Origin of the sequence: Collinsella sp. AM33-4BH, assembly GCF_003469205.1 — a bacterium.
GTDB lineage: Bacteria > Actinomycetota > Coriobacteriia > Coriobacteriales > Coriobacteriaceae > Collinsella.
This window is the reverse complement of sequence record NZ_QSIN01000002.1, coordinates 199076-212006: the sequence shown is the minus strand read 5'-3', so window position 1 is coordinate 212006 and position 12931 is coordinate 199076. Positions and strand designations below refer to the sequence as shown.

The 12931-nt window shown below is 60.1% G+C and carries 14 protein-coding genes; 1 reads left to right on the top strand and 13 read right to left on the bottom strand.

Translation table 11 applies throughout. The annotated features are described in order from the left end of the window. Positions 1-96: 96 nt before the first annotated feature. The gene (locus tag DW821_RS02455; RefSeq protein WP_022094575.1) at positions 97-360 is read right to left on the bottom strand and encodes an HPr family phosphocarrier protein; all 264 of its coding nucleotides are present in this window, start codon (positions 358-360) and stop codon (positions 97-99) included. Positions 361-909: 549 nt separating this feature from the next. Continuing rightward, positions 910-2913, bottom strand: coding sequence for a fructose-specific PTS transporter subunit EIIC (locus DW821_RS02450; protein ID WP_118065375.1), 2004 nt, complete (start codon positions 2911-2913; stop codon positions 910-912). Between the two features lie 273 nt (positions 2914-3186). On the opposite strand from DW821_RS02450, the gene DW821_RS02445 reads away from it, so the two are divergent. After that, positions 3187-4044, top strand: a complete 858-nt coding sequence (locus DW821_RS02445) for a MurR/RpiR family transcriptional regulator (protein ID WP_117637710.1) — start codon at positions 3187-3189, stop codon at positions 4042-4044. A 221-nt stretch (positions 4045-4265) separates the two neighbouring features. Here the strand turns inward: DW821_RS02445 and DW821_RS02440 are convergent, their stop codons facing one another. From DW821_RS02440 to DW821_RS02390, 11 genes are all read right to left on the bottom strand, one after another. Continuing rightward, entirely contained in the window at positions 4266-5894 is a 1629-nt protein-coding gene (locus DW821_RS02440) for a DNA repair protein RecN (RefSeq protein WP_118065373.1), read from the bottom strand. Continuing rightward, positions 5884-6744 (bottom strand): NAD(+)/NADH kinase, encoded by an 861-nt coding sequence (locus DW821_RS02435; RefSeq protein WP_118065371.1) that lies wholly within the window; start codon positions 6742-6744, stop codon positions 5884-5886. The genes DW821_RS02440 and DW821_RS02435 overlap by 11 nt, the downstream gene beginning before the upstream one ends. Next, positions 6741-7544 (bottom strand): TlyA family RNA methyltransferase, encoded by an 804-nt coding sequence (locus DW821_RS02430; protein ID WP_233540790.1) that lies wholly within the window; start codon positions 7542-7544, stop codon positions 6741-6743. Before DW821_RS02430 ends, DW821_RS02435 begins: the two co-directional genes overlap by 4 nt. Before the next feature lie 34 nt (positions 7545-7578). Beyond that, positions 7579-7818, bottom strand: coding sequence for an exodeoxyribonuclease VII small subunit (locus DW821_RS02425; RefSeq protein WP_006233978.1), 240 nt, complete (start codon positions 7816-7818; stop codon positions 7579-7581). Positions 7819-7820: 2 nt separating this feature from the next. Beyond that, the gene (gene nusB / locus DW821_RS02420) at positions 7821-8408 is read right to left on the bottom strand and encodes a transcription antitermination factor NusB (RefSeq protein WP_117806187.1); all 588 of its coding nucleotides are present in this window, start codon (positions 8406-8408) and stop codon (positions 7821-7823) included. A gap of 3 nt (positions 8409-8411) precedes the next feature. Further along, positions 8412-8774, bottom strand: a complete 363-nt coding sequence (locus DW821_RS02415; protein ID WP_006233982.1) for an Asp23/Gls24 family envelope stress response protein — start codon at positions 8772-8774, stop codon at positions 8412-8414. A gap of 24 nt (positions 8775-8798) precedes the next feature. Continuing rightward, positions 8799-9362, bottom strand: a complete 564-nt coding sequence (gene efp, locus DW821_RS02410; protein ID WP_117806186.1) for an elongation factor P — start codon at positions 9360-9362, stop codon at positions 8799-8801. 159 nt (positions 9363-9521) lie between these two features. After that, complete coding sequence (locus DW821_RS02405) at positions 9522-10652, bottom strand: Xaa-Pro peptidase family protein (RefSeq protein WP_118065367.1); 1131 nt, start codon at positions 10650-10652, stop codon at positions 9522-9524. 132 nt (positions 10653-10784) lie between these two features. After that, positions 10785-11894, bottom strand: a complete 1110-nt coding sequence (locus tag DW821_RS02400; protein WP_118065365.1) for a hypothetical protein — start codon at positions 11892-11894, stop codon at positions 10785-10787. Next, positions 11891-12424: a shikimate kinase gene (locus DW821_RS02395; RefSeq protein WP_118065363.1), complete on the bottom strand. Its 534-nt coding sequence runs from the start codon at positions 12422-12424 to the stop codon at positions 11891-11893. Before DW821_RS02395 ends, DW821_RS02400 begins: the two co-directional genes overlap by 4 nt. A gap of 8 nt (positions 12425-12432) precedes the next feature. Continuing rightward, the gene (locus DW821_RS02390; protein ID WP_118065361.1) at positions 12433-12930 is read right to left on the bottom strand and encodes a YqeG family HAD IIIA-type phosphatase; all 498 of its coding nucleotides are present in this window, start codon (positions 12928-12930) and stop codon (positions 12433-12435) included. Position 12931 lies beyond the last annotated feature (1 nt).

The window sequence follows — 12931 nt, the reverse complement described above, 5'->3', positions numbered from 1 at the left end:
TGCCATATCCATGACAAAAGAGCGCAGCTACCTTGATACAGGTCACTGCGCCCCCAAGTATGAACTTAATTGTTCAACATGCGACCCGTTTGAGTTCTACTCGCCAAGACCGCTCTTGATGAGCTCGATGGCAGCAGCCAGAGCCTCGGCCTCGTCGGCGCCGTCGCACTTGACCTCGACCTCGGTGCCGCAGGGGATACCAGCAGCCATGAGGGCCATCGGGGACTTGCCGTTGACCTCCTTCTCGGGGGTGACGACCGTCACGTCACAGGCGTACTTGCCCATGGTGGAGGCGAACAGACCAGCCGGACGCATGTGCAGACCCTGAGGATTAACGAGGGTAGCCTTCTCAGAAACCATAGTTGACTCCTTTTTTGTGTTTAACCCCTGTCATGCATGTGGCAGGAGTCAGATTCACGACGTTGTTTATATTAACTCACATCAAACGGTTTTTCATTGTGTTTCGCACGAATTGTTGGACAGTTGTCTGTTCTGTCCGCTTGCTCGCCCCGGACCCCGCGCGCGGGGGCCATGAGATTTCCTGCTCTACAGTCCTGCTCGCACGAAGAGCACATTAAGTGCTCTTCGGCTCGTGCGGAACTCGCGATAAACCTCATGGCCCCCGCGCGCGGGGTCCGGGGCGAGCAAACTGCGGAAACTCGGTCGGTCCAAAGTAATATCGTGCGAACGGAATTCTGGCTGATGACTTGTTCGCGACAAAGACTCGATAGGCAGCCCACTCTATGCCCTTTTGTAAGTTGCGGTGAAATAGGGACTGAATTTGGGGTTGAATCGTTTAAACAGTCCCCATTTCACCGCAACTTATGGGAGGGCATAGAAAAAGGCGGGGGCTCCTGGTGGAGTCCTCGCCTTTGTTACAGGGGGCGATGTTATTCGCGTACTGTGGGATTAGACCAGGCGGGCGTTGATCGTCTTGGCGATCTCGGCGGCGTCGGTGGAACCCTTGACGGTGCCACGGAAGTCCTCGTCCATGAGCGCCTCGGCGACCTTGGACAGGATCTTGAGGTGCGTGGTGCCAGCCTGGGCACCCGGGATGAGCAGAGCGATGGCCACGTTGACGGGAGCGCCGTCCATGGTGTCCCAACCGGTCACGCCAGACTCGTCCTTGACGACGATGACGGCAGCCTCGGTAATGGCGTCGGACTTGGCATGCGGGATGGCGAAGCCCTCCATCATGCCCGTGGTGCCCTCGGCCTCGCGGGCCAGGAAGGCGTTCATCACGGCGTCGGCGTCGCCGGCGATACCGGCCTTGACAGCCTGGTTGGAAACGAAGCTCAGAGCCTCGTCACGAGAAGCGAAGTCCTCGGCGACAAAGACATTCTCAACCTTCACGAAGTCGGCAGCCTCGGCCTTAGGGGCCTCAACGGCAGCGGCCTTGGAAGCCTCAACCGGCTTGGCTACAGGAGCGGCCTTCTGATTCTTCTCGAAGTCGTACTTCTTGAAGGCCACGAACAGGATGCCACCGACCACGGCGCCGATGAGGATCGCGAGGACCCACTGCGGGCCGTTCTCGACAACGGGCAGGACCAGGAAGCCGCCGTGAGGCGCCGGATCGTGAACGTTGAAGAAGATGGTCAAGATGGAAGCGATGGAAGAACCGACCATCATGATGGGCATGACGGGCCAGATGTTCTTGGTCATGAACGGAATGGCGCCCTCGGTGATGTGGGTGCAACCAAGGATAAGGTTGACGATACCGGCGTCATGATCCTCCTGGCTGAAGTACTTCTTGCCGACAACGACGGCGAAGGTGGTGATCAGCGGCGGAACGATGCAAGCGGCGGAGACGGCAGCCATGAAGTTGGTGCCGAAGTTGTAGGTCTCGGTGCCGACGCCAGCTTCGAGAGCGGTACCGAGCAGGAAGGTGCCAGTAGCGTAAGCAGCCTTGTTGACCGGGCCGCCCATGTCAAATGCGCACATGCAGCCGATGGCCAGGCCAAGGATCACCGGACCGGAGTTACCGAGGCTCTGCAGGAAATCCATCATGCCCTGGTTAATGGCAGCCATGGGGCCGGAAATACCGAGCATGACTAGGCCGACGATGGCGGTAGAGCACAGCGGATAAAGGAAGATTGCCTTCAGGCCATTAAGGCTCGCGGGAATTTTAGAGAAAACCTTCTCGAGCAGCAGGATGACATAGCCAGCGAGGAAGCCGCCGACGATGCCGCCCAGGAAGCCAAAGCCCACACCCGAGCCTCCAGCGTCGATCATGCCAGTATCGGCGTTAGCGGGCAGACCCTGGATGGCAATCATACCGGCGACGAAACCGGGGACGAGCGCCGGGCGCTTGCCGATAGACTCGGCGATGTAGGCGGAGAGCACCGGAACCATGAGGTTCATGGCGATACCGCCGATAATCTTGAGCATCGCGGCAAAGCTGTTGTAGTCGGCAGCCGTCGAATCAAAGGACGTGATGCCCCACAGGAACGAAATGGCGGTCAGAACACCACCGGCAACGACGAAGACCAGCATGTGGCTGACGCCGTTCATGAGGTGCTTGTAGATGACGTGACCGATGGACTCCTTCTCCTCGACCTCGTCCTCGACATCGGCGGCAGCGGCAACCGTGTCGTCGCCCTTGGCGGCGAGCGCGCGGTCGATCAGCTTTCCGGCGGCCTCGACGGACAGGGCCTTGGAAACACCGACGGAAACCATGGGCTTACCGGCGAAACGCTCAGCCTGGACATCCTTATCGGCTGCGACGACGACGGCCTTGGCACCGGCGATCTCGCTCTTGGCGAGCTCGTTCTCGACACCGACCTGGCCATGAGTCTCGACCTTAATGGTCAGACCTCGCTCGGCAGCTGCCTTCTCCAGCGCCTCCTTCGCCATGAAGGTGTGCGCAATGCCGGTCGGGCAACCGGTCGCGGCGATGATGTCAAACTTAGCCATGTGTCCCTCCTTCTTGAGTACTGCGCCCGCAGGCGCTCCCCTAAACGCGCTTCAATGCGCGTTTTTCCACACTTGAAAGATACCAACCTACCGTCCGCGTGAGAAGAGATAAGGCGCAATTCTCCGGTGAAAGGTTCTTTCATAACCGTAAACGGTAAGTGAAAGTTTACCATCAACACTTGAAACGGCAAGGTGTATCTTGTAATTGAAAATGCACGTATACTATGGCATTGAAAAACGAGTCCGATTTTCAATGCCAACCAGGAGCCATCCATGACCGATAGCAGCAAGAGCGCGCTCTCCCTTATTAGCACACACAAAGGGTACAGCGATTCCGAGCAGCGCATTGTCGACTATATATTGGAGCACCAGTCCGAGGCGCCGCGCCTGACGGCCGCCCAGCTCTCACGAGCCGCTGCCACGTCCGAGGCGACGGTTTCGCGCTTCTGCCGCAAGCTGGGCTTTGGCAGCTTCCGCAGCTTTCAGTTTTCGTTGGCTCGCGACTTGGAGAGTCAGCGCAACGAGGGCCTGACCGACGAGGTCTCGCTCGACAACATGGAGCAGAGCCTTAAAAATATCCTCGCCGCCAAGGTGAGTGAGCTTAATGCGACCATCGACGGCATTGATCACGACACGTTGGCCGCAGTTGTGCACGCGCTTAAGAATGCCGGCGTTATTGAGTTCGCCGCCGTGGGCAATACGAACGCGGTCGCGCTCGATGCGACATTTAAGTTTTCGCAGCTGGGCCTTCGCTGCATGGCAAGCACCATCAGCGAGACCTCGATTGGTTTCGCGCTCACGTTGCGCCCTGGTGATGTTATCGTGTTGATCTCGAACTCTGGCAAGTCGCGTCGACTGAACCGCATGGCAAAAGCAGCTCGCGATTGCGGCGCCACTGTAGTCGTCATCAGCAGCGACAGCAAGTCTCCACTTGCGCGCCTAGCCGACTACACCTTTAATACCGTCAATCACGAGGCACTGCTGACAACGGGCGACTTCGCGTTCTCCAAGATGAGCGCCACGATGATCATAGAGGTCATCTACAACTTCCTGCTGCCCGAAATCGAGGACGCGCGCGAGCACATCAGCTACTACGAAGAGCTCATCCAGCCGGATAAGGTCGTAGAGTAGACATTTTAGGGAGCCGATAAACGCCACTCGCCACGAAACCGGCCTATCTACTACGTTTTATCCGTATGGCCCAACCACATACCGAAAATAGAGAAAACCGCAGGCGCTCTACCTGCGGTTTTCTTTTTGCAATTCTTGACATGGTTCCCGATGGCCTATTAAACGTAGTAGATGGGCCGGTTTCGTGGCGGACAGGTCGGACATGCATGTGGCGGCACGGCCTAAGCACGCGCTTCTTCCAGCATCTGCCTGGCGTGCGCTAGGCTTGCCTCCGATTGATCGCCGCTCAGCATACGGGCGATCTCTGCGGTACGGGCATCGCCGGTCACCTCGTCCAGATGCGTTTGGGGAAAGTCGCCGGGCTCTTTACTGACCACGTAATGCTTGTCGGCCATGACGGCGACCTGCGCCAAGTGGGTTACGACAATCACCTGATGCGTAGCGGCGAGATCTGTCAGCACGCCCGCAAGTGCACGCGCCGTGGAGCCACCGACACCAGCATCGACCTCGTCAAACACCAACGTATCAACACCGTCCGCGTTACCGAGGACAACCTTGCTTGCCAGCATGACGCGGCTGAGCTCGCCGCCCGACGCAATGCGGCGCAAGGGACGAGGTGTCAAGCCAGCGCCGCTGCGATATAGCAGCTCGTAGCTTGAAGGGCCCGCCGGCGTCCATTCGGCACGCGGAAGATCGCGCGACTCCCAGACCAGCTCGGCACCGCCCATCTCCAGGCGCGCCATCTGACGGCCAACCTCGTGACAAAAGCGCGGGGCAGCGGTGTTCCGCGCGCGCTTAAGCGCCTTAGCAGCAGCAAAAAGATCGCGTTCAGCGCACCCGAGTGCCTCGCGAGCCTTCTTGATCTGCTCATCACCATCATCGACTAGAGACAGCAGCTCTCGTGAGCGGTCGCGCATGGCAAAGACATCGTCCATGGTGGGACCCCACTGACGCAGCAGGCCCTTGAGGTCGGAATACCGCTCGCGCATGCGAGCGAGCTCACGAGGGTCAAACGCAACGCCATCGCGATAGGCACGCAGCTCGTTGGCGCAATCCTCAAGCGAGATGCAGGCATCCGAAAGCGCATCGGCAATGTCACCGAGCTTGCGGTCAACGGTCGTCATGCGTGAAAGCTCGGCCACGGCGCCATTCACGGCATCGAGCGCTCCCCCCTCGGCAGCAAGCGATGCATGGGCCTCGTTGGCCGTCGCCACCAAGACCTCAGCGTGCTCCGAGCGCGGCAGCAGCTCCTCGAGTTCCTCGTACTCGCCTGGCTTGGGGTCGACCTCGGCGATACGCTCGAGGGCAAAACGCGCTTCCTCGACGCGACTCCCCTGCGCACGTGAGGCTTCCTCCACACGGCGAAGCTCCTTGGCGGCAGCACGCGAAGCCTTAAAGCAGGCACGATACTTCTCGAGCGCCTCAAGCGCCGCGCGCCCAGCCCAAGCATCGACCATGGCAACATGGTGCGCCGGGTCGAGCAGGCGCTGATGTTCATGCTGGCCGCACAGATCCATCATCACGCCAACGCGCTCCGAAAGCTCGCGCACGCTGGCGATACGGCCGTCAATTTTTACGCGGCTGCGGCCCTCGGCAGAAAGGCTGCGCTGCACGGTGAAGCCCTCCGTGTCGTGCGGACCGTCAAACAGACGCGCCTCGACGCTGGCAAGCGCCTCGCCCTCGCGAACCGTCGACGAATCGGCGCGCTCGCCCAAAATGAGCTTGAGTGCCGAGAGCAGTGCGGTCTTACCAGCACCGGTCTCGCCGGTCAGAACCGTTAGACCCGCACTCGGAACCAACGTCGCCTCGCGAATGAGTGCAATGTTGGAAACCTGCAGCTCATCGATCATGACGCACTCCATAGAACACGCGACTCACCGAGTTATAGAAGCTCTCGGGACCGTAATCCAGCAGCAGCACATCGCCGGGACCGCGACGCACAGCCACGCTCTCGACCGTGCCGTCGCAGGTAATAAACTGTCCGTCGATAGCGATGGCAGGCACACTCGGGCGGTCGTCGGACATAAAGATCTCAACGACATCGCTTGGCGATGTCAAGAAAGCGCGAGCCTGAATGGTGTGCGGCGCGATGGGCACGCAAACCATGCCCGTATAATCGGGGCTCACGATAGGGCCGCCGGCGCTCAGCGCATAGCCGGTAGAGCCAGTCGCCGTCGACACGACGACACCGTCACCGCGCAGGCGATCGATATGATGGCCGGACACCGTAATGTCAAACTCAACCATATCGGAAAGGGGGCCGCGCGTAAGTGCCATGTCGTTGAGGGCAAACGTGCGCACGACATCCTTCGTGCCGTCTTCGCGCACCGAAACGATATCGGCGGCGATGGTGGCGCGGCGGCTCACGTGGAGCTCGCCGGACAGAGCATCGCTCACAACCTTTAAAATGTCGCGCTCCTCGGGGCTCGCTGCCGTCAAAAAGCCCAGATGACCATAGGAAAGACCCAAAATGGGAATCTCGCGGTAGTTGAGGATACGAGCCGCGCGCAGCAGCGTTCCGTCGCCGCCGAGCGTAATGACCAGGTCGGCATCGTCAACATCGGGCGCGCTTTGGATCTTGGAGCGCTGATCGGCAGCCCATGCGACCTCGTAGCCCTGGCGCGAAAGCCAAAGCTCGAGCATCAGGCCGCTCTCGACCGCCTCTTGCTTGTAGTAATTGGGAACCAGAAAGACTTTCATAGCGTTGCAGCTTTCTCGCTCAAAACCGATACCTGGGATTGCAGCTCATCGTCGGTGCGTTCGCCAGGGGCAAACCTTGTGCCGTACAGGAAAAACTCAACGTTGCCCTTAGCGCCATGGATGGGCGACACGCACACGTCAAGCGGGAACAGGCCCTTGGCGGCAAAAAGCTCAATCGCCGCCACGAGCGTATCGCGGCGGACGGCGAGGTCGGTCACGATACCGCCCTCGCCCACCAGCGCAGCCGGCGCCTCAAACTGGGGCTTTACGAGCGTGCAGAACGAACCCGAAGGATTCAGACACGCCAGCACGGCGTCGATGATATTCGCGATGCCGGTAAACGAGACATCACAAACAGCCAGGTCGATGGCGCCGGCATAGCCAAGCTCAGGCAACTGCGTCACGTTGGTGCGCTCATGCAGCGTCACGCGATCGTCCTGACGCAACGACCAATCGAACTGTGCGCGACCCACGTCCACCGAGACAACGGTCGCAGCTCCGCGCTTGAGCAGGCAATCGGTAAAGCCGCCGGTAGAGCAGCCTACGTCCAGGCAGGCAAGGCCCGTGGGGTCGATACAAAACGCATCGAGCGCACCCTCAAGCTTAAGGCCGCCGCGCCCAACGTACGGAATGCGCCCCTTAACGTGCAGCGGCAGGCCCGGCGTCACCTTGAGCCCCGGAGAGGCCAAACGCTCACCGCCGCTCGAAACCAAGCCGGCCATAAGAGTGCGAAGGGCATCCGCGCGATCGGCGCAGATGCCCTGTGAAATCAGTTCGTCATCAAGACGCACGCGTTTCATGAATGCCATCAACCATTCGTATCCGGAGATGCGGCTAGCTATCCTGGGATTCGTTTGCCGCATCCTCATCGTATTCCTGCTCGAGCTTATCGGCCTCACGCGGCGTCAGCTCAAACTTGTCGACCATATCGACCGCGCGGGAGCCCAGCTCAATCGCTTCGTCAAACAGATCGAGTGAACGCTCCAAGGACGTATCCTTGGAGCGAACGGTAGCAATGATCTGGTCCAGACGGTCCGAGATCTCGTCAAAGTTGCGGACAGAACCCTCTGGCATGGCTACTCCTCGACGGAGTCGGCCTCGACGGCCTCAGCAGCGTCCACATCCTCGGCAAGTACACCGGCGGTAGCCTGAGCGGCAGCGACCTTGGCGGCAGCCTCAGCAGCCTGGGCCTCCTCGCGAGCGCGATCCTCGGCCAGCAGTTCCTGGTACAGGTCCTCGCCCGGCAGCTCCTCGCTGCGAGCGATCTTGCCCAGCACGCCGTTGACAAACGAGGCGGACTGGTCGGTGCCATAGGCCTTGGCAAGTTCGACGGCCTCGTTGATCACGATAGCGTCCGAGACCTCTTCGTCGGTGAGGAAGCGCATCTCGTAGACGGCGATACGCAGCAGATTGCGGTCGGCGCCGGGCATGCGCATAAGATCCCAGTTCTTGGCGACGGCGCGCAGGGCACAGTCGATGCGATCGATATGCTCGTAGGCACCGCGGCACAGCTCCAGAGCATAGGGGTCGAGGGGGCCCTTCGAGATCAGGAAATCGCCCTCGAGGACGCGCTCGAGCGGGCTGTCCGTGGCCTCGGCCTGGAACAGCAGCTGCAGCGCCTGACTGCGGGCAAGCGTGCGCCCGCGATAAACCTTAAGGCTCAAAGGTTACTCCTTGGGGAAAACGAGGCCGTCGATGCAAACGTCAACGCGCTCGACCTCGACACCCACCTGGGCATCGATGGCGGCGACTACAGCGGCGCGAACGGCCTCGGCGAGTTTCTTGAACGGATAGCCAAAGAACACCACGACACGCACGGTGAGTGCGAGCTTGTCGCCGACGACCTCGGCTTCGACCGCCGGCTCGGAAGCCGGGGCCTTAGACGAGAGCATCATGGAGACAAGGTTGGTGGCAAGGTCCTTGACGCCAACGGAGGCGATGCCCTCGACATCGGACACGGCGCGCGAGACGATGGCGGTCAGAACATCGGGCGAAATGCCGATGCCGTCAATCTTGATTTCCTGGGGCATGAGTCCTCCTAGAAGAGTTGGTTGCTAGACGCGGGAGACGAACTTGCCGTCGCGGGTGTCAACCTTGATGACCTCGCCCTCGTTGAGGTACATGGGGACCTGGATGACAGCGCCGGTGTCGATCGTGGCCGGCTTGGTGGAGCCCTGGACGGTGTCGCCCTTAAAGCCCGGGTCGGTCTGGACGATGGTGGTCTCGATGAACATCGGCGGGGTCACGCCCATGAGCTCATCGTCGGCGAAGAGCAGCTGGCAAATGTCGTTCTCGCGCAGCCACTTGGAGTTCTCGCCCACCATGTCCTCGGGAACAGGAACCTGCTCATAGGTCTCATTGTCCATGAAGATGTAGTCGGCGCCATCGTTGTAGAGGTACTGGAACTCACGGGTGGTGAGCATGACGCTCTCGAACTTGGTGCCGGCGTTGCAGGTGTTCTCGACGACGCGGCCGCTCTTGATGTCGCGGGTCTTGTAGCGCACAAACGCGCCGCCCTTGCCCGGCTTGACATGCTGGAACTCGACAATGGTGTAGACCTTGTCCTTAATGCGGAGACCGAGGCCGTTCTTGAAGTCGGCGGTAGAAATGGTAGGCATAGCGACCTTTCTTGTTATGGGCAGAACGCACAAGCGTCCAATTTACATACGACCGAAATTATACACTTGCAGACGGCGCCTGCAGCGAGCGCATAAAAAGAGAACGCGGGGCGCCCGAATTGCTCCGGACACCCCGCCCCAAAAATCTATCGAAATGAGCTAGCAATCGATAATGTGCAGGTCGTGCGGGGTCTTGGTGAAGGGCTCATAGCCGTTCTCGGTGACCACGCCGTAGTCCTCCAGGCGCACGCCGCCCACGCCGGGCAGATACACGCCAGGCTCCATGGTGATAACCGAGCCGACCTCGATGGTGTTCTTGCTGCGGTTGAAGTTGGGCAGCTCATGGATGTCGATGCCCACGCCGTGACCCAGACCATGGTTGTAGTAATCGCCATAGCCGGCATCGCCGATGATCTTCTTGGAAAGCTTGAAAATGTCGTTGCCCTCCACGCCCGGATGGATGGCGGCGACGCACTCCTCGTGTGTACGGCGCACGAGCGCGTACAGGTCGAGCTGCTCCTGGGTAGGCTCGCCCATCACGACGGTGCGTGTCATGTCGGAGCGGTAATCACAGTAGCCCGCGCCGTAATCCATAAGAACGAAATCGCCCTTCTCGATCACGCGGTCGCTCGGCACGGCATGCGGGTTGGCGGTGTTGGGACCACTCGCCACGATGGAGCCGAAGGCAAGGCTATCGGCGCCGTTGGCGAACATAAAGTTCTCGAGCTCGTTGCGAACCTGCTTCTCGGTCATGCCGGGCTTAATAAAGCCGAGCATATGCTGGAAGGCGGCATCGGTGATCGACTGCGCATGGCGCATGAGCTCGATCTCCTCGGCGTCCTTGATGGCGCGCATCTTGCGAATGTCGTCATGCATCAGCGGCAGCATGCAGGCGACGGAACGATCCTCCAGACCACGCTGAATGCCCTGGTAGAAGTTGATCTGCATGTCGTCCTCGACAGCGCAGACGCGGCACTTGTTGGCCGCGATCTTGCCGGCGACCCAACCGGGGATGGTACCCTCGTCCATGTCGTAGACCCAAGGGCTGCCGGCGGGCGTGTTCTCCTCAAAGCTGTTGAGGTAGCGCGAGTCGGTATGGAACAGGCACTGGTCAGCCGTAATAAACGCCGCGTGCGGGAACTCGAAGGTGTAATCGAAGACGCCCTTCACGCCCGTGAGCCAACGAAGGTTGGCCTCGTCGCGCACCACGATGGCATCGTAGCCGCGCTCGACCATCAGGGCACGGACACGCTCGATACGACCGGCAGGACCGGCAGCAAACTCAGACATGCAGATTCCTTTCTTGTTGCCTCTATAAAGACGGGACGGGTCTCAACCGAACGACAGAATCGCATGCGATCCGCAACCGACTGAAAACCCGCCCCTCAACATGATACGAAAGACAATGGATGTCAATAAATCTTAGAGAAGTTCTTTGCGAGAAGCCAAGTAGGCGTGAGCATGGCGCTCAAGAACCTCGTCCTCAACGCTCGTGAGACGAATGGCGCCGAGTGCCGCGGGCAGCGGCAACATACTGCGGTTCGAACGGACAAACTGCTGCCTGCGGAACTCCTCGATATATGCGGCAGGCTCCAGATCGAAGGCAAGCTCCTCGATACCAAAGTCCTCCAGGCAGTCATCGACCTCAAAGACGTAATCGATATCGAAGTCGCAGGCATCATGTGCTAGGCGCGCCTCAAAGCGCATGCCCTCGGACAACAGCTGGTAGGCAGGGACCTGCGAAGCGGCATCGCCCAAGCAAGCGCGCAGGGTACGCTCCCCCGTCTTGCCAAAATCGAGCGCATGGCGAGCGCTCGGGTTCGTGGCCATCAGTACGTCCTTGCGGGCAGTCTGAGACCATTGGACGGCATTGACGAGCGCGACCTCCTCGCCCGCGAGAATCTCGGGGACGGTCTCAGCAAACTGATTCCAGCGGGATTTGCTGCTCGAAAGCATGGTGCCAACAAGTACCGCATAGCCGAGTTTGAGGTCCTCGGGGTCCGCCTCGCGAACAAGGTCGAGGTCGCACACGACCAAGCCCGGTTCGGGACGGAACGCGATGGCGGGATGCGCATTCGCCGACGATGCGACGAGCGGCTTCATGGTCGTCGCGACCGTGAGCATGGCGTCGAAGGTCGTCGGCAACAGCGCGCACTCAGTTCGGCCGCACCACTGGTTGGCGCACCAGCTAACAACCGAGCAGGTTGCGGCATCGCCAACGGCGACAACCAGATCGTCGCAGGTAACGCCGTTGGCAGACAGGGCGCCAAAGATAGCATCGGCATCGGCCAGCGTAGCACCGGCAGGCGAAACCTCGAAGACGAGCGGCGACACGGCAAAGCCGGCATCGACCAGAGCGTGCTCAACGATCTCGCCAAAGCAGTCGGAAACAGCGCTGTTCCAGACAACCATCGCACGCTTGGGCTTGCCCACGGCCGAGGCAAACATACGCGACAGCTCACTAAAAGCGTTAAAGCCGACGCGAACATCGACACTGCGATTTTGGAAATTGATCAGTTGACGGCGAATCATAGCAGTCCACGCTCCAAAAGCATCTCGGCACAAAGGTAGGAAACGTCCTCGAAGGACTTGTTGCAAATATCAAGGGTAATATCTGCGGCCTGGCGATACAGCGGACGGCGATGCTCAAACAGGCGCGCGGCATGCTCGGGCGAGCGGAAATCGGGGCGCGTGTCGGACCGACGAATCTGGCGAATCGAATCCTCGAAGTCGCCCTCGAGGTACACGCACGTACCCATATCGTGCATCAGCTCAATATTCACCGGTGTCTCGACGATACCGCCACCGCACGAAACCAACAGGCTGCGCTCGCTTTGGAGCGAACGGAGCGCCGAGGTCTCGAGCTCGCGAAAACGATCCTCGCCCTCGGTCTCAAAAATCTCGGTTACCGACTTGCCGCAACGGCGCACGACCAGGCGGTCGGTATCGATAAAACGCCGCTTGAACATGGTGCCGACGTTGCGCGCGAGCGTCGACTTGCCCGCGCCCAAAAAGCCGATAAAGAAGATATGGTCGCAGCCGTGTTTGATGTGCTGAGACATGGCGAAACCTATTCCTCGCAGGGAAGGTCGCGCAGGGCCCGGCGCTCAAAAATACGGAAGATCTGCGTATACCACAGGTCCTGCGTCGCCTGCGGCTTTACCAGGATGGTATCGACGCCGGCTAAATTGCCACTCCACACGTCAGTGTAGAGCTGATCACCGATCAGTACCGCCTCGTCGGCCGTGGCGCCGAGGCGCTTAAGACCCGCCTTAAGGGCAAACGGCGCCGGCTTCATGGCGTGGCTAATGGCCTCGAGTCCCAGCTCGCGTGCAGAGCTCATGACCTGGTCGCGATGCCAGTTGTTGGACACCATGCACAGCTTAAAGCCTTTGGCGCGGGCGGCGTCAAGCCAAGCGGAAACCGCGGCGGGAACCTGCTCGGTGTCGCGCGGCACCAGGGTGTTATCGCGATCGAGCAGAATGGCGCGTTTGCCGTCGGCCCACAGGGTATCAAGGTCGATGCGATCGACCGAGGCAACGTATCGTTTGGGGCTAAAAATCCTCATG